Source organism: uncultured Marivirga sp. (assembly GCF_963974845.1).
GTDB classification, from domain to species: Bacteria; Bacteroidota; Bacteroidia; order Cytophagales; family Cyclobacteriaceae; genus Marivirga; species Marivirga harenae.
This window is the reverse complement of record NZ_CAXBEQ010000003.1, coordinates 427,787-445,708: the sequence shown is the minus strand read 5'-3', so window position 1 is coordinate 445,708 and position 17,922 is coordinate 427,787. Positions and strand designations below refer to the sequence as shown.

16 protein-coding genes are annotated in these 17,922 nt (G+C 34.9%); 7 read left to right on the top strand and 9 right to left on the bottom strand.

What is annotated here, in order from left to right:
* Positions 1–6: 6 nt before the first annotated feature.
* The 3 genes from alr to AAC601_RS09425 form a co-directional block, all read right to left on the bottom strand.
* Positions 7–1,164 carry an alanine racemase gene (alr, locus tag AAC601_RS09435; RefSeq protein WP_303269019.1) on the bottom strand — a complete coding sequence of 386 codons (1,158 nt, stop codon included), beginning with the start codon at positions 1,162–1,164 and terminating at the stop codon, positions 7–9.
* Positions 1,158–3,152, bottom strand: a complete 1,995-nt coding sequence (locus AAC601_RS09430; protein ID WP_340153071.1) for a hypothetical protein — start codon at positions 3,150–3,152, stop codon at positions 1,158–1,160. Before AAC601_RS09430 ends, alr begins: the two co-directional genes overlap by 7 nt.
* Before the next feature lie 157 nt (positions 3,153–3,309).
* A complete protein-coding gene (locus tag AAC601_RS09425; protein WP_340153070.1) occupies positions 3,310–4,530 on the bottom strand; it encodes a carboxylate--amine ligase in 1,221 nt (406 codons plus the stop codon).
* A 263-nt stretch (positions 4,531–4,793) separates the two neighbouring features.
* On the opposite strand from AAC601_RS09425, the gene lhgO reads away from it, so the two are divergent.
* A complete protein-coding gene (gene lhgO, locus AAC601_RS09420; RefSeq protein ID WP_340153155.1) occupies positions 4,794–5,987 on the top strand; it encodes an L-2-hydroxyglutarate oxidase in 1,194 nt (397 codons plus the stop codon).
* Between the two features lie 134 nt (positions 5,988–6,121).
* On the opposite strand, the gene AAC601_RS09415 is transcribed toward lhgO, so the two are convergent.
* A complete protein-coding gene (locus AAC601_RS09415) occupies positions 6,122–6,985 on the bottom strand; it encodes a carboxypeptidase-like regulatory domain-containing protein (RefSeq protein ID WP_340153069.1) in 864 nt (287 codons plus the stop codon).
* Between the two features lie 56 nt (positions 6,986–7,041).
* On the opposite strand from AAC601_RS09415, the gene AAC601_RS09410 reads away from it, so the two are divergent.
* The 3 genes from AAC601_RS09410 (at position 7,042) to ispE (ending at position 9,795) form a co-directional block, all read left to right on the top strand.
* Positions 7,042–7,971 carry a mechanosensitive ion channel family protein gene (locus tag AAC601_RS09410; protein WP_303269015.1) on the top strand — a complete coding sequence of 310 codons (930 nt, stop codon included), beginning with the start codon at positions 7,042–7,044 and terminating at the stop codon, positions 7,969–7,971.
* Between the two features lie 103 nt (positions 7,972–8,074).
* On the top strand, positions 8,075–8,884 hold the full coding sequence (locus tag AAC601_RS09405) for an SDR family oxidoreductase (protein WP_303269014.1): 810 nt from the start codon (positions 8,075–8,077) through the stop codon (positions 8,882–8,884).
* Positions 8,885–8,994: 110 nt separating this feature from the next.
* Entirely contained in the window at positions 8,995–9,795 is an 801-nt protein-coding gene (gene ispE / locus AAC601_RS09400; protein ID WP_303269013.1) for a 4-(cytidine 5'-diphospho)-2-C-methyl-D-erythritol kinase, read from the top strand.
* A gap of 60 nt (positions 9,796–9,855) precedes the next feature.
* Here the strand turns inward: ispE and AAC601_RS09395 are convergent, their stop codons facing one another.
* The 5 genes from AAC601_RS09395 to tgt all read right to left on the bottom strand — a co-directional run bounded on the left by AAC601_RS09395 (position 9,856) and on the right by tgt (position 15,482).
* Complete coding sequence (locus AAC601_RS09395; RefSeq protein WP_303269012.1) at positions 9,856–10,344, bottom strand: fasciclin domain-containing protein; 489 nt, start codon at positions 10,342–10,344, stop codon at positions 9,856–9,858.
* A 151-nt stretch (positions 10,345–10,495) separates the two neighbouring features.
* Positions 10,496–12,352: a hypothetical protein gene (locus AAC601_RS09390; RefSeq protein ID WP_340153068.1), complete on the bottom strand. Its 1,857-nt coding sequence runs from the start codon at positions 12,350–12,352 to the stop codon at positions 10,496–10,498.
* Positions 12,353–12,363: 11 nt separating this feature from the next.
* Complete coding sequence (locus tag AAC601_RS09385; protein WP_303269010.1) at positions 12,364–13,275, bottom strand: EamA family transporter; 912 nt, start codon at positions 13,273–13,275, stop codon at positions 12,364–12,366.
* A complete protein-coding gene (locus tag AAC601_RS09380) occupies positions 13,272–14,345 on the bottom strand; it encodes an LptF/LptG family permease (RefSeq protein ID WP_303269009.1) in 1,074 nt (357 codons plus the stop codon). The genes AAC601_RS09385 and AAC601_RS09380 overlap by 4 nt, the downstream gene beginning before the upstream one ends.
* Positions 14,346–14,351: 6 nt before the next feature.
* Complete coding sequence (tgt, locus tag AAC601_RS09375; RefSeq protein WP_303269008.1) at positions 14,352–15,482, bottom strand: tRNA guanosine(34) transglycosylase Tgt; 1,131 nt, start codon at positions 15,480–15,482, stop codon at positions 14,352–14,354.
* Positions 15,483–15,566: 84 nt separating this feature from the next.
* Between tgt and AAC601_RS09370 the strand changes: the two genes are divergently transcribed.
* Genes AAC601_RS09370 through rsmG form a run of 3 tightly spaced genes read left to right on the top strand, consistent with a single transcriptional unit; the run spans position 15,567 to position 17,919 of the window.
* The gene (locus tag AAC601_RS09370) at positions 15,567–16,688 is read left to right on the top strand and encodes a glycosyltransferase (RefSeq protein WP_303269007.1); all 1,122 of its coding nucleotides are present in this window, start codon (positions 15,567–15,569) and stop codon (positions 16,686–16,688) included.
* On the top strand, positions 16,679–17,296 hold the full coding sequence (locus AAC601_RS09365) for a sigma-70 family RNA polymerase sigma factor (protein ID WP_303269006.1): 618 nt from the start codon (positions 16,679–16,681) through the stop codon (positions 17,294–17,296). The genes AAC601_RS09370 and AAC601_RS09365 overlap by 10 nt, the downstream gene beginning before the upstream one ends.
* Positions 17,296–17,919, top strand: a complete 624-nt coding sequence (gene rsmG / locus AAC601_RS09360; protein WP_303269005.1) for a 16S rRNA (guanine(527)-N(7))-methyltransferase RsmG — start codon at positions 17,296–17,298, stop codon at positions 17,917–17,919. Before AAC601_RS09365 ends, rsmG begins: the two co-directional genes overlap by 1 nt.
* Positions 17,920–17,922: the final 3 nt, after the last annotated feature.

The following is a 17,922-nucleotide window of genomic DNA, read 5'->3' as shown; positions in this document are numbered from 1 at the left end:
TCAAAATTAACGTACGATCGTTCTTGGTATAGCTGAAGGCAATCTACTGAGCATTTCGTTGTTCAATAATTGGGTGCTATTGGTAAAGCTACTTACATTAATAACATTATTCTTCTGTCTTCCAATTAATACCACTTCATCTCCTACTTTTGCTTGAGGAATATGGGTAATATCGACCATAAACAAGTTCATATTGATTAAGCCAACAATCGGGGCTTTCTTTCCTCCGATTAAAACATATCCTCTATTAGACAATGCACGCGGATATCCATTAGAATAACCCAAGGGCATTACTGCTATTTTCATTTTATGGCTTGCTTGAAAAGCGGTACCATATCCAATAAAATCTCCTTCTGGTACTTCCCGAATATCCATTATATCCGTCTTCCAACTAAATATTCTTTTCAAGGCACCATCTGACTTCTTATCAGTTTCCTGTAAATGATGATAATAAATATCAGGACTAGGCCAAAATCCATATTGTGCAACTCCCACTCTTACCAAATCATAAACGGTATCGGGCATAGCTAATGCGGCCGCTGAGCATGCAATATGTCTAATATTGGGCTCATATTTTTTATCCTTACACTGTTTTAAAAACTCTTTATATTTAGATTTTTGTCTGTCAATTTTGAACTGATTACTAAGACTTTCTGCTCCTCCAAAGTGCGTACAAAGACCCTGAAATACAATATGCTCCTTATTCTTTTTCAGAAAATTTATAGCTTTGGGAAATTCATCTGCAGGCATGCCCGTTCTGTTAGCTCCAGTCTCTACCTCAATGTGAACCTTCGCAGCCTTCCCTATTTTTTTCGCAGCTGCCAGTGCTATAGGGAGTCTGTCATAATTGTAAACAAAGAATTCAATATTGTTTTCAATAGCCCACGGAATATCCTCTTCGTAGATAATACCCATAATCATAATAGTACTTTTCTCATGGCAAGCATTTAACACCTCTTCTGCTTCAAATGAGGAAGCCACTGAAAAATGATGAACTCCAGCTTTCTCTGCCATTGGAACAAAAGATTCTATACCATGACCATAGGCATTGGCCTTTACAACAGAGGACAGAATTGCTTTCTTCCCTATCTTCTTTTTTATAAAATTAACATTTGCTTTTAAGGCTGATTGCTTCAGCTCTATCCGTGAAGAGTGTTTTACCATTTTTTCTTTGTTTCCAACCAAGTATAAGATTTACCCCAGCTCTCTTTTGCCAAGGATTTTACTTTTTCTATTTCGGTATTTGGGACATTTTCCATTTTATCTGATGCCTCTAAATCATTAAAATGAAATGCATAAGTCCTTGCAGCAAACTCATGCAAAGGCAGTGATGATTCTCCATGATTTTCACCATTCCCATAGACTGATGGCTTCACATTTTGTCCCCAATCTTGTCTCCCTTCATTATTTGGATTTAAAAAGTAAGCGCGCATAGCTCCAGAGGGATCTTTATCAACCCGAAGCAATGAAACAGCATGAAAACCTAACATTTCACCTTTAGAGCTGGTAATAAAAATACCTACAGGATTCGGATAAATCAATTTATGGTTTCCATTATAATCAGGATGACACATTGCATAAAATACCTGCACGAAGCCATTAAAATCTACAATAGCATTAGAGAGGTAGTCGTAAGCAGATGCAAAACCAATTTGAATCCATTGTCCGTAAAGGGCAGGATTTACCCATTTATGCGGATCTTCTCCTCGGCCTGAAGCTCTCAACATCATTTCATTATAGACTCTATCCAGCATCGGAACCAAGGTCACTGAAACTGCATCTAAATTGTAATCTAAATTCTGTACCAGACCTTTTCCAGTCACGGAGGCTTTTATTTCCTGACCTTCAAAACGGAATGTGATATCATCTGTCACTGCAGCAGTTTGCACCATATTTATCAATTTTGCTGGCGCATGTTGGCTCCACATACTTATTCCTCTAGCACTTTGACAGGTTGGATTATTCCCCTGACCAACACCCAATGGCTGACCTAAAATCCTAAATAAGGCGCCAATTAAATATTGCCTAGCGCTGACGGCTTGATGAGGATTTCTGGTAGATTTCAGGATCCTTTCTTCCACTTTTGGGTGAATCTGAATCTCTCCTAAATTTGATAATCCTGATCGTACAGATTCTCTAGCAATCATTCCATTTTCCAACATCTTGGCCAAGCCATAAATGCATTGAGCATTATAGATATGTACTGTTTTTAAAATCAGTTTGGATAAATAGTCAGTAAACTCAAACCATCTACTCTCTCCAGCAGGCGATAATCCTAAACAAACTGGAATGGTTTGTTTGAATTCCTTATGAATCAAAAACTTCAACAAGTTCGCCTGATATTGACTCACCAATCCATATCGCAACATAGATGCTCCCATCTCTTGCGCTTCAACATAAATTTCAGAATTGTTTAAACCCTCTAGAACAGATTGGTAATCATCAATACTCACGTTTTCAGTTCGCTGTGTAGGTCTGTAGATGCTTCTCTGAAAACTTAATAATTTTTGGTCGCCTTCCTTATTTGGGTCTAACTCTATCTTCTCCTTAACTAAAGCAATTATTTTTCTTTGCTTTTCAGTTACGACAGGCCTTTGTTCACATATAAGTGTTAATTCTTCGGCTAATGTCTCTTTTACATCATCTAAATGAACGTGCTCTGAAAGAAACTTGAATAAATTATGAACTTTATTCAATTCATGCTCGCTCATAATTAATCGCGTTTCCTCAACCGGTTCGTTGAAGACAAACTCTAAATTCGAAACAATTACCTCTTGAATATAGGCTTCAGCATCTTCCTTTTGGACAATATTTGATTTATAATCACTTTTAGCTATTGCTAATAATCTTAATTCACTTAAAAGCTCTATGGTAGAATTAGGGTGACCACTTTTTAGAGTTCCATTTACTAATCCTGAGACTAATTTGGATGGGTCTGCCCAAGGAGATTCATTAAAGATTCCTCCTTCTGAAATTTCCCCTATAGCACTATAGACTAACGATAGACCTTCTACAGAATCACTCAAGATGTCTATCTGCCCCATCAATCGGTTGGCTTTTTCAGACCTAGTTAGGGATGTTGCGGAAGTGAATTCCTCTAATAGTTCTCTAAGTTTTTGATTGCTATTATCAATAATTGTTTGATTCCCCATGGAATACTAAAAATTTTAAAGATTCATTGTCAAAAGTAAAATATGACAAGCATTAATGGTATTGAACAAGATTCAATATAGTATATATGAAATAATTTAAAGCATGAAAGGCGCAAGATCAAACTTGCGCCAGTTAAACTTCTCTCTTGGTTTATATTTAATGATAGAAATCTACATTTTCATAATGCAATAGTAATTCCGTCATTCGATCAGGATCTTCCCCCTTAAAGTTTACGGTACCAAAATGATTCCCGAATCCATCTCTGTCACTTATTTTTTGAGTGCTCAAAGGGGGTACCAAATTATGATCTAAGAAATACGGTTCCTCTTTCAATTCCTCCGGAATTTCTAAATTAGAAATTTGATTTTTATGAGGATATATCATAACATTTCCATAGAAATTTTTTGGCCTTGCGTCAGGAGCAGGTAATATCTCATTTAACTCCTCTTCTGACAGATTAGGATCATGACATAATACAAAAGCACCTAAGGCATCAAAGTCGTAAGCCTTTCCTGCCAATTCTAGGATATGTCCCCCTGGAATTCTACAAGCGACTTCACCGAAACTGAGTGTGTCATCTTCAGTCAAGAACCATTCTGGATGAATCATACCATACTCTATCCCGAACAAGTCAACCAGCTTTTGCATTTCCTTCATTATTTTATCACGCTTAGTATGCAAGTGGTTTCCTTCGGGAATGAAATTCGAATAGCCTAACTTTACATATTCCGTGATATTTAGAAACCTAATTTTACCTTTGTGTACAAAGGCCTCGCAAGAGAATTCAGTTCCTGGTAAATGACTTTCAGCTAGACAAGGGAAGTCATCTTCTTCACATTTTTCCTCGATATCAGACATTGAACGCAATAACCTATGTCCAACAGTCCCGGCAGAGGCAAAAGGTTTAATATGTACCCAGCTATCTTCTTCTCCATCCACTTGCAGATTAGCTTGATTTAATCTTTTCATGAATGCCTTTACTCCTTCTTTATTATAAACCTCTTCAAATAAACCTACACGTAACCCCCCAATCAAAGCTTTTCGTTTCATCATGGCTTTATTTCTAAATAAAAAAGCGCGATTCAAAACTCTTGGATCATCTCTATAAATTGAGTTTAGTGCCCCAGCCCACTCCACTGTTTCTTCAAACAGGGGAACTGCAACATCAACATTAAAGGGTTTTAATTTCTCATGTAAATCTAAGGAGTTTGAGGTATCACTCCATTCATCAAATTGATAAGAAACAAATGGGATATCATGCTCTTTAGCATATTCCTCAAAATCGGGAAATGATACCACCACATAAGGTTTATTGAGTTTTTGCATACTCTCGATTACGGGTAAACTCCAACCCATTAGTGCAAAGCAATTCGCCATAGTTCTTATAGTTTAGTTTAAATTTTAGTAATTCACTAATATAAACTATAAAATTACCAAGTCCGATATATTACTATGATATCTGTAAATATGAACAAGTGGGAAGTCAATGATCGATTGGCTCTTTAAATTTTAAGATTGCCAGAAAATATTAGGATAAAAAATGATTGGAGACTAAATCAATTATTGTAATTTTGATGACTAATTTATTAGCGGCAAACAAATCTCTCAGACAAGTAATTTTACTTTTCAATTACAATCAAATGCAGGATATCATCATAATTGGCGGTGGAATAGTAGGATTAGCTACAGCACTTAAAATAAAGCAGAAAAATAGGAAACGCTCCGTTTTATTATTAGAGAAAGAAGAGAAATTGGCTCTTCATCAAACAGGTAATAATAGTGGTGTTATTCATTCTGGTGTTTACTACAAGCCGGGAAGTTTGAAAGCAAAAAACTGCATTGATGGCTACGACCAATTGATCAAATTCTGTGATCAGGAAGGTGTTCCTTATGAATTATGTGGTAAAGTAATTGTTGCCACTGACAAAAGTGAGCTTCCTACTCTATCTATGATTGAAGAAAGAGGCGCACAAAACGGTCTGAAAAATCTCAAAACACTTACGAAAGAAGAAGTTAAGGAGCATGAACCCTATGTCAATGGAATCGCTGGAATCCATGTACCGCAAACGGGGATCATTGATTACACTGCCGTTTCCTTGAAATATGCTGAAAAATTTCAAGAATTGGGAGGTGAAATCGCTCTAGGCCAAAAAGTAATTGATATTCAAGAAAAGAATGGAAATACGATCATAATTACAAATAAAGATAGTTTTGATACAAAATTAGTGGTGAATTGTGCTGGATTGTACTCTGATAAAATTGCCAAGCTTACATCGGAAAAACTTGATTTAAAAATCATTCCTTTCCGTGGCGAATATTTCATGATAAAACCAGAAAAGCAATATTTAATCAAGAACCTGGTGTACCCTGTTCCTGATCCAAATTTCCCATTTTTAGGGGTTCATTTTACACGAATGATCAATGGTGGAATTGAAGCAGGTCCTAATGCCGTATTGGCTTTCAAACGAGAAGGCTATCGAAAATCATTATTTAATTTAGTGGAATTGGGAGAATCATTGGCATGGCCGGGCTTTCAAAAAGTTGCGGCTAAATATTGGAAAACCGGCTTCGGAGAAATGTACCGTTCTTTTTCAAAATCAGCTTTTACCACAGCTCTTCAAAAACTATTACCTGATATTACTGAAAGCGATTTGACTCCAGGTGGCGCTGGAGTGAGAGCTCAAGCCTGTGATAGAAATGGAGGATTAATAGATGACTTTTTGATAATTGAGGAGCAGAACGCTATTAATGTTTGTAATGCGCCCTCTCCTGCTGCTACATCTTCTTTATCCATTGGAGATCATGTAAGTGATTTGGCATTGAAAAGGTTTTAAGTTCATTGTACTGTAATTGCACTGAATTACTGAACTTATAATTAATAGCAAAAAAATCTTATAGAAAAGTTCAACTTACAGTATAGTAAGTACTTATAGTTCAAATTCTCAGACTATAAATGAAAAAGTCAGTATTACCTTTTTAATTCTAAGTTTATCCCTAAACTAATTTTAGAATTCTTCCATTTTCCCCAATTACCGTTAACGTAGGAGTAAATTATGCTTGAGTCCTTACTTTCATACAAATTAAATATTGGGTAGTACTCACTAATAATTACTTCTTGATTGGTATTATAATCAGTCTCATTTAACATTATTTTATTTTGATCAATAATCAATTTTTCATACCCAATAAAAATACCGTTTTCAGGAATTCTAATACCTAAATCCTTTAAACTAATTCTGTAAACCTCTTTCCCAGCACTTATTTTCTTGATAAGGTCTTCTAAATATAGAAGATCACCTGGTATTTTGTGTTCAGTCGCCTCATATATTCTAATATTTATCAAACTTCTAACTCTATTTTTTAAGCCTAGATTTATTCTCACTAATTTATACAAAAGAAAATTGTCAGCAGGAAAATATTGCACATGAATGCTAGGTTTAGATTCAGTGGTACTTAGTGAACCCATTGAAGTCAAATTTTCAAAATCAATGCCTTTTTTTACTCTTCTTGGTCCTTCAACTTCTTCAGACAAATTCAATCTTGTCTTCTTAATTGGGGTTAAGAAAACATCATATTTACTAGAATCTGGTTTTACTTTAAGTACTTCATAACCAACCTTATTAAAATTTAAAAACCGACTAGTATCCAGTTCATCAAATTTGAAGCTGCCTGACTCATTTGCGGTGGTTCCTACACTTATTTCATCATTAAAGTACCAGATATTTACATATGACAAGCTTTCACCAGTAGCTTTGTCATACACAGAACCAGATAATTGTCCTTTTAAATTATTGGAGAAGATCAGAAAAATCAAAATTGCAATTACTCGCATATTTAGTTAAGAATTATTTAAATTGAATTTTAAAACTTAAACATAGTTACTAAATAATGGCCAAAGAAATAATATCATATTTTCAAGAAAACTGGCAATTGCCTCCGGAGCTCCAATACAAAATCTTTTACACAGTTGTTGCTGTTCTCATTTTAGTTTTGCTGAAAGTAGTGGCCTTAAAAATTGTTTTCAATAGATCTCAAGAGGTTAAAGAGCGTTACTTTTGGAAAAATAGTGTAAATAATACCTATTATTTTCTGCTACTTGTTTTTCTATTCAATATCTGGGTCGAACAGGTTGAATCACTTGCCACTCTAGTAGGTTTAGTGGGTGCTGGTTTGGTGATAGCCCTTCAAGCTCCTGTGATGAATATAGCTGGCTGGATTTTCATCGTTATCCGAAAACCATTTGATGTAGGCGATAGAATTGAGATTAATGGAGTAGCTGGTGACGTGATCGATATACGGTTTTTCCAATTTACGATCAATGAAATCGGTAATTGGGTAGCAGCTGATCAAAGTACGGGAAGAATCATCCATATACCCAATGGAGAAATTTTCAAATCAACTCAGGCCAATTACGACCAAGGTTTTAGCCATGTGTGGGATGAGCTCAGCCTCCGGGTCACCTTTGATAGTGATTGGAAAAAAGCAAAACAACTTTGCGAGAAAATAGTGAATGAGCATGCTGAGGAATTATCTTTCTCTGCCAAAAGAAAATTATTGGAAGCCTCTAAAAAGTTTATGATCTTTTACAGTAACCTTACTCCTTATGTGTACACATCTGTGGAAGATTATGGTATTAAACTTACGATGCGTTATTTAACTTTACCTAAAAAAAGAAGAGTAGCACAGCACGAAATTTGGGAGGACATTTTAGAAACTTTTCAAAAATATGATAATATCCATTATGCATATCCTTCACAAAGAATCTATTTTGATTCTCAAACCGAATTAGGAAAGCATGATGGTAATAAGAAAAACTAATCTGAATTAAGACGCTAAATGATGATTGCATCGGTATTTTCAGATTAATCCTTCGTTAGTGGAGATAAATTTATATTTTTGCCTAAACACAATTCAGAAAACTATGTCGAATAACTTATTAGCAGGAAAAAAAGGAATTATTACCGGTGCTTTAGATGAGAACTCTATTGCTTGGAAAGCGGCACTAAAAGCAAAGGAACAAGGTGCTCAATTTGTGTTAACCAATGCACCTGTTGCCATGAGAATGGGTGGAATACAAGAATTGGCTAAAGAATGTAATACCGAAGTTATCCCAGCTGATGCTACCTCAATTGAAGATATCACTAAATTATATACTGAATCGAAAGAAATATTAGGTGGAAACTTTGATTTCATTTTGCACTCAATTGGTATGAGCCCGAATGTGAGAAAAGGAAAACAATACCATGACCTTAATTATGATTGGTTGCAAAAAACCTACGATATCTCTGCCGTCTCATTTCACAAAATGATGCAAACAGCTGATAAAATGGATATAATGAATGAGTGGGGCTCCATTTTAGGTCTGTCTTATATTGCAGCTCAACGAACTTATCCATTCTACAACGATATGGCCGATGCAAAAGCGCTTTTAGAGTCAATTGCTAGAAGTTACGGCTACAGATTTGGGAAAACTAAAAAAGTGAGGGTAAATACCATTTCACAATCTCCAACTCCTACTACAGCTGGTTCAGGTATAAGTGGATTTAGCTCATTCTACAACTTTGCAGAGAAAATGTCTCCATTAGGAAACGCTACTGCAGAAGAATGTGCTGACTATATTATCATGATGTTCTCAGACTTCACGAAAAAAGTAACGATGCAGAATCTTTTCCATGATGGTGGTTATTCATTTACTGGTATTTCAGAAGAGTTGATTGAGGAAATGAAGTAAAAACTTTAAATCACCAAACCTGTCAGGTTGACCTTAAGAGATTGTTGCTGTGAATAATAAACTACTGCGCTATTTTCTAAAAAAACCTGACGGGTTTTTAAAATCTATTGATGCTCACATTTCCCAATGCCAAAATTAATTTAGGACTTAATATCAATTCGAAAAGAGCGGATGGTTATCATAATATTGAATCCTGTTTCTACCCTATTCCTTTAAAGGATTCATTGGAGATTATTCCTTCTAAAGCATTAAAATTCAGTTCAACGGGTCTTCCAATCCCCGGTAATTCAAATGATAATTTAGTACTAAAAGCTTATCATTTAATTCAATCTGATCACGATATTCCACCTGTAGAAATTATTCTACATAAAAATATTCCTATGGGAGCTGGAATGGGTGGTGGCTCAGCAGATGGGGCGTTTATGTTGACATTGCTTAATAAGTATTTCAATCTCAGTATTTCAAATGAAAAGCTAGAAGATTATGCTTTGAAATTAGGGAGTGACTGTCCCTTTTTTATTGCAAACAAACCCAAATTTGTAAGTGGAAGAGGTGAGGTTTTTGAAAGCACTAAAATCGATCTATCTGGATACTATTTAGGCATGATGTTTCCAAGTATTCATATTGGAACTGCAGAAGCCTACAGTGGTGTGAAACCACAGCAATTAGCAATTTCTGTAAAAGATATTATAGAAAAATATCCAATTGAAGAATGGAACGAAATATTGAAAAATGATTTTGAAGATGGCATATTCTTAAAACACCCATCTCTACTGGATCTAAAAAATAGATGCTACCATAACGGGGCGATTTATGCAAGTATGACGGGGAGTGGTTCTACAATCTTTGGGATATACAGCAAAGATACTGATCCAAGCTCTATAATAGCAGACAAAATAATTCTATTGTAGAATGAAAATAAAAAACCTCGATAGAAATATTCGAGGTTTTCAGTTCGTAGACATAAAGTCTTATTTCATTGATGGTGGTAAAATTACTTTATCAATTACATGAACAACGCCATTTGATGCTTCAACATCAGCCATTGCTACTTTAGCCCCATTCACAGAAGCTCCGCCTTTAAGACTAATATTTACTTCTTCTCCCTGAACTGTTTTGGCTTTTTGTCCCTCCTTTAGGCTTGAAGACATCACTTTTGCTCCCACCACATGATAAGTCAAAACAGCAATTAACTGATCCTTATTTTCTGGTTTTAGCAAAGATTCTAATGTTCCAGAGGGCAAAGCTTCAAATGCTTTATTGGTCGGTGCAAAAACCGTAAAAGGACCTTTCCCACTGAGGGTTTCTACAAGGCCTGCAGCCTTTACTGCTGTTACTAAAGTAGAAAGTGATTCAGTACCTACTGCTAATTCAACAATGTTTTTGTCTTGAGCTTTTACTGAAAAGGACAGACCCAAAACTACAACGCTTAATACAATTGATTTTAATAACTTTTTCATACTGGTGTTTTTTTTAGTGAAGTATGGAAACAGTATGTTACTGATAATGTTTAAGTTATATCTATAATAATAGTTTAATTAGAATGTGTTGCAAGTATACAGCTTGAGCAATTGTATTATTTTCTTTTCTTATAAACTAGTTGATGTCCATTTAGATCTTATCGATAAAGTTCCACCTAATTTTATCAGAATTCCCTTTTCTATTAAATCTTCTAACTTTTCGCTGCACGTAATTCAATTCCCTGTACTGGTCTTCTAATCTCCTTAATTCAATTCTTTGCTCAATAAGAGCTTGGCGGTAAGACTGTACTCGATTGACTAATTCATTATTTCTTAGCTCATCATCTGTTTCATCTTCAATGGAATAAGTAGCAAGATAGCTCTTATTTCGAACTATGGATTTCTCGACATCTTCTAGCCGTCCTTTCAAATTAATTACTTTATTTTCCTGATTAAAAGCTAATGCATTAACACTACTAGTGATAGCCAAAAGTGCCCCAGCATAGGGTATTGCCTCATTAGCAATGGTATGATCTTCAAAGAAAGCTCCTGTCGCACTAAAACTACCCAAGAAAAATGTTGTGAAAAGCAAACCTTTTTTTAGCCGTTGGTTTCTTTGTATTCTATGATCTAATTCTCTGATTTGCTTTCTTAAGCCTACCAGCAAAGCATCTGTGGACTTCTGATAATCTGTCAATTGATTATACAATCTATCGGTATTTACACCCTCATTTACAGTTACATTAAAGAACTTACTATCTGTTGCCCCTTCTGGATCAGTCACAGTAAACAATACATCGTACTGCACAGAAATTCCATCAGCTTTTACAATATCAAACCCTAAGGTATCACTCATTAAAAATAACCTATCCCCTTCTTGCTGAACATAAAGCCAATCCGGTTCATTTTCTAGTGAATATTTTAGTTCTGCAATAGGATGATTGTTATCACGAACAAACACTCTTCTCTTAATATCATAACCTTCTCGAATGCTTAAATTGCTTAATTTGGTTATTAATGGCGGGTCATTTTTTTCACTTTTCAAAATTGTGATTTCCTTTTCCACAAAATGTTTAGAATCTTCGGCTTCTTCGGCCTTTAATTTAATCTTTAAGGGAAAAATAGAACTGATATTGCTCATTTCCATTGCACTTAAACTCCATGTGAAAATGCCTCTCTCATCAATTGTTGGTGCACCAACGGTTACTGGAATATCTACTGAATAAACAATAGGATCATTATTTGGATCATTTACTGAGAAATCTATATCCAATTCCTGATCAGCAGTAATAATATAGGTATCGTTTACATTGTTTCTCAATTCTGGAGGCAATTCCTGGCCTATCACCTGAAATCTAAATTTTCTTCTATTCACAGCATTTGTATTGTCAATGGCTATTAAATCCAAATCGAAATATTTTTTTGCTGCTTGGCTTTGGCTTGGTTTCCAATCTAAAAGCAGCCGATTTCCTACTACATGTGTTTCTGCTTGCTCAATAGTGCTCAGATCAGTATCGTTGTTCCAAATGTAGGTTAAAACCACATCGTCAGCATTTCTACTGTTTCTAGTTGACGCAATAAATTCTAGATTATAATCCTCCCCTTGCAATAGTTTAATAAATGCCCTACTGTCCAGAGAATCAGGTTCCATTTTTATTGAAGGCACCGATGTTATGGAATTTACTTTTATTAATGTTTTTGAAGTGGAAACAATTTGATCAAGGGAATCCTTTAAATAAAAATATACGGAATGAAGTCCAATATCATCGTTTGATGTTTCCCAGAAGAACTCCCCTTCTTGATCATCAAAATTGGCATCCAAAATATCACTTTTCCATGTAAGTTTATAGTTTAGATTCTCTTCTTTATTGTACTTCACTAAGAAAACAACCCCGTCCCCGACCATTGTTTCCACTAATTCAGGGGATTCAAGAGCATCGTTTTCCTGAGCGAAACCGCCAAAAGAAATAAAAAATATAAAGAAGGTCAGTACTGGAAATTTCAACATTATTAATTGAATTATCTTAATATATCACTTTGCAATGCTCTCCTTTTCATTACTCTATTCACAATAGGATAGCAAAGCACAGAAAGCAAAATAATGGATGTTCCTACATAAAATCCGAAACTCATTTTCTCTTCCTCACCAAAAATAAGAAAAGCTAAGATAATTCCATAGATTGGTTCTAAGTTTACTGTAAGATTTACTACAAAAGCACTTAATACTTTTTGCACCTTAACAGACATTGAAAATGCCAATACTGTACAAATTACTGCTAAAATTATAAGGTAAAACCAATCCCATTGATTAGGAATAAAATCTACAATTTCTGAATTGAAATAACTTAAATAAAGGGGTATTAGAATAATAGAACCTATTAAGGCGCCCATCATTTCATAAAAAGTAATAACATAATGATTATGGTGATGTGTAAGCTTACCATTCAAGACCGTAAATACACTCGCTAAAATAGCAGAGATTATGGCCATTATAAGCCCTTCCAAATATTGAAATTCTACACTAAAGATAATGTATAGACCCATTACGACTAGAATACCCAAGGCTAATTCATAAATTTTAATTTTTCGACTACTCATTAATGGTTCTATTAAGCTAGTCCAAAAAGAACAAGTAGCAATCCCTACGAGACAAACTGAAGCAGAAGATACTCGAGCAGCAGCAAAAAACAAAATCCAATGAAGTCCTATAATCAGTCCCACCCCAAGTATTTTCAAAAACTCTTTGAATCCCACCTTAAAACTTAGCTTCCAGAAATACAGGATAAATAGAAGTGTGACCGTGGCAAATAAAGTCCGGTAAAAAACAACAGCAACTGCAGATATATTAATAAGAAGACCCAAAATTGCTGTCAGTCCCCAAATCAAAACTATAAAATGCAATTGCAGATAGTTTTTAGCCTCTATTGTCATCGTGGTACAAATTTGTATAGAATTAAGCCCACTAAACTAAAAGTAATATTAGGTAACCAAACTGCTAAAATAGGATTCATCGTAGAGTTTTCAGCTATAGCTTTACTTAAAATAAAGAAAATAATGAATACAAATGCTATTACAAAGCCCAAAGCAATTTGAAATCCTGTACCGCCTCTTTTCTTTTTTGACGAGACCACCACTCCTATAAAGGTCAAGATTATAGCTGCAAAAGGTGCCATAAAACGAATATAACGTTCAATTAGATATACTTTCACATTATCTGCACCTCTTTCTTTAAGTAAATCGATATAATTATTTAGCTCGGTTAAAGTAAGGGTTTCTTGCAATCCATAAGTATTTCCAAAATCTTTGGGAGTGATATTTAAAACTGTATCCAATTCCTTTCCTTCCTCAAAGGTTTCTTCCAAACCATTAAATTTCCTCAAGGTCCAATCTTTAACTTTCCAATTGCTTTGAGCCGAGTCCCATTCAATTCTTCTAGCACTCAACTTTTCCTTCAAGTTTTTATCTTCAATCAGTTCTAAGGTAAACCGATACCCAACATCCCTTTGATTATTGTAACTTTCCATATAAACATATGTCTCTGGAGCAATTTTCAAATGGATATCTCTATCGGTAAAATAAAATGGCTTTTTAATATAGGTGGTTTCAAAGGCAATTCTGGTTTTATTGGCATCAGGAATTACATATGCATTTAGATAGAAGCTTAATATGGCTACCAATCCTGCACCCATCATATAAGGAACCAATAGTCTTCTAAAACTCATACCACTTGACAGCATAGCAACAATTTCTGTGTGCCCTGCCATTTTACTAGTCACAAAAACAGCGGCTATAAAAATGGTAATTGGTGTAATTAAATTGCCAATCCAAGGAATAAAAGCTCCGTAATAAGGTAAAATCTCCAAGAAACTCAAATTATGTTCCATGAAGTCATCATTTTTCTCAGTATAGTCAATAACCGTTACTATTGCCAGAATAATGAGGACCACGAAAATAAAAGTGGATAAGAACTTCTTGAGAATATATTTGTCGAGTAGCTTCATATTAAATTATAAACGGGTCATTAATTTTTTGACCATTTTTTCTTTCCATTCATAAAATGTGCCAGATATTATTTGTTCCCTTGCCTTTTCCACTAACCAAAGGTAAAAAGTTAAATTATGAATACTTGCAATTTGTGCTCCAAGAATTTCTTTCGAATGAACCAAATGTCTTAAATAGGCTTTTGTATAAAATGTATCAACATAGCTCCCTAAGGCTGGGTCGATTGCAGAAAAATCATCTTCCCACTTTTTGTTTCTTATATTAATTATTCCTTCGGTCGTGAATAACATGCCATTCCTCGCATTACGTGTTGGCATTACACAATCAAACATATCGACTCCCAAAGCAATACATTCCAAAATATTTGCTGGCGTCCCTACGCCCATCAAGTATCGTGGCTTGTCCTGAGGTAGAATATCACAAACAAGTTCGGTCATTTCATACATCTCCTCTGCTGGCTCGCCTACTGACAAACCTCCGATCGCATTACCTGCTCTATCCTTTGAAGCTATTTCTTCTGCAGAGCGTTTTCTTAAGTCTTTATAGGTGCTACCTTGTACAATAGGAAAAAGTGTTTGTTCATAACCATAATGACCTTCCGTATTGTCAAATTGCTGAATGCATCTATCCAACCAACGATGAGTCATGTCCATAGATTTTCTTGCGTACTCGTAATCGCAAGGGTATGGAGTGCATTCATCAAAAGCCATGATTATATCCGCTCCTATTTTACGTTGAATATCCATTACGCCTTCAGGACTAAAAATATGAGAAGACCCGTCAATATGTGACTTGAAAGTAACTCCATGCTCCTTGATTTTTCTAGTACCGGATAAACTGTAGACCTGATAACCTCCGCTATCTGTCAATATCGGTCTCTCCCATCCATTGAATTTATGTAGTCCACCAGCTTTCTGGAGAATCTCTAATCCGGGACGGAGGTACAAATGATAGGTATTGCCTAAAATAATCTGGGCTTGTATATCATCTTTCAACTCTCTTTGATGAACAGCTTTAACTGAACCTGCAGTACCAACAGGCATGAAAATAGGGGTTTTAATATTACCATGGGCTGTGGTCATTTCCCCTGCTCTAGCACTGGAATTTTTATCTTTATTAGAAATCGTAAATTGCATAAGAATGCAAAAATATAGCTTCTATAGAATTTATAGTTTTTATTTTCCAATATCTTTGTCAAAAAGCGGAATCATTTTTCTAGTATGGAGCAAATCCAAGTAATTTTCATAATTTTTATTGTTGTAATACTGATTCAAGCTTATTTCAATATCTATTACTTTTTTACTTTTGTCTATTCAAAAAATGATGAAGAAGAATTCTGTGATGAATTAAAACCCACTTCTGTCATTATCTGTGCACATAATGAACTAAAAAATCTTAAAAATCACCTTCCAAAATTTTTAAATCAAACACATGATAATTATGAAGTCATCTTGGTTAATGACCGTTCGAATGATGGAAGTCAAGAGTGGTTAGAAGACCTGGAAACAAGCCATTCTCATCTAAAGGTTCTCCATATATCCGAAACACCTGTTGAATTCAATGCAAAAAAATACGCACTAACAAAAGGAATTGAACTGGCGAAAAATGAAATAATTCTTTTGAGCGATGCTGATTGTGAGCCAAACTCCCGTCACTGGGTTGACATAATGTCACGTTCTTTCAAAGAATCAACATCAATCGTTTTAGGAGTTTCTCTATACAAGAAAAGATTAGGCATACTTAACCAATTCATAAGATTCGAAACTTTGCAAACTGCACTGCTCTATTTATCATTTGCCCAAAGAGGATCGCCATACATGGGTGTGGGAAGGAATATGGCTTATAGAAAATCATTTTTTGAACAAAAAAATGGATTCCAGAATTTCAAATCAGTAATGGGAGGAGATGACGATCTCTGGGTTAATCAACATTCAACAAAAGAAAATACTAGAATTTGCACTCATTTTACAAGTCTCACGTTGTCAAATCCTAAGGAAAATTGGAGCGCATTTTTTCAACAGAAGAAACGACACCTATCGGTTGGAAAGCATTACAAAACAGACGATAAGCTTAGACTAGGACTTTTTCATTTGACTCAAAGTATTGCATGGATTTTATTTATATTAGGATGTATGCTGGGAAATCCGACTGATTGTTTAATTTTAAGTTTCCTATTCTTAACGCATGTAGCAGGACAATATGTCGTGTTTTATAAGCTTAGCATTAAGTTTGGGATAAAATTTGTGTATTATAATTTACCCATAATGGAATTATTTTTTAATTGTTATTATTGGACATGGGGAATTTATGCATCACTAACAAAGCATCTTAAATGGAAATAAATAAAAATAGAAGTTTTTCAGAAAAGGCACTAAAGGATTTTAGATTGATCGATCAAGCCGTGATTGCCAAAGACCAAATGGCTTATGCTGAGTTGATGAAAAGATATAAAAAGCCTGTTTATCACATGGTTTTAAAGATGGTCCGAAATGTAGATGATGCAGAAGATCTAACTATAGAAGCATTTTCAAAGGCTTTTAAGAGTCTTCACCGATTCAAGAAAGATTATACTTTCAGTACTTGGTTATTCAGGATTGCCACCAATAATGCAATTGATTTTATTCGTAAAAAGAAACTGAGAACGATCAGCATTCATACTTCATACAAAGATGATAATGGTGATGCAGTGGAAATAGATGTAGAGGATAAAGGAAACTTAACACCTCAAGATTTGGCTATAAAAGAACAAAGAATTGAATTAATGCGCATGTTTGTTGATAAACTTCCAGCAAAATATCAGCGCTTGGTCAAACTTCGATATTTTCAAGAATTGTCCTACGAGGAAATTGCAACTGAATTAGAAGCACCATTAGGAACTATTAAAGCTCAATTGCACCGTTCAAGAGAATTAATGCGAGAATTGATTGAAGGTAAAGAAACTCGGTTTTAATGGATAGCAGCTCAATTGTTGAAAAGTACTTCCCTACTCTTACAACTCAGCAAAAGGCCCAATTTCAAGACTTGGGAACGCTATATGCTGAGTGGAATGAGAAAATCAATGTAATTTCTAGAAAAGACATTGATAACATTTACGAAAAGCATATTTTACATGCCTTATCAATCGCCAAATTTCAAGATTTGTCTGGTAAGAAAATCCTAGATGTAGGAACTGGAGGTGGTTTTCCTGGCATTCCATTGGCAATTTTGTTTCCAGATGCCCATTTCACTTTGGTCGATTCCATTGGAAAAAAAATTAAGGTGGTGCAGGCAATTTCTGATGCTCTCGGTTTAGAAAATGTTGAAGCCTATCATCAAAGAGCGGAAAAGACCAAAGGTAAATTTGATTTTGTGGTTAGCAGAGCCGTAACCAGAATGAAATCTTTCGTAAACTGGGTAAATCAAAAAATCCAGTCAGATAATCCCAACGATAATTGTGGAATAATTGCATTAAAAGGTGGAGATCTGGAAGATGAAATGGCGGAAATCAAAAGAATGTATCAAGAAGTTGCAATCTCAGACTACTTCTCTGAGCCTTTTTATACCACTAAAAAAATTGTATTTATACCTTTCTAAAGT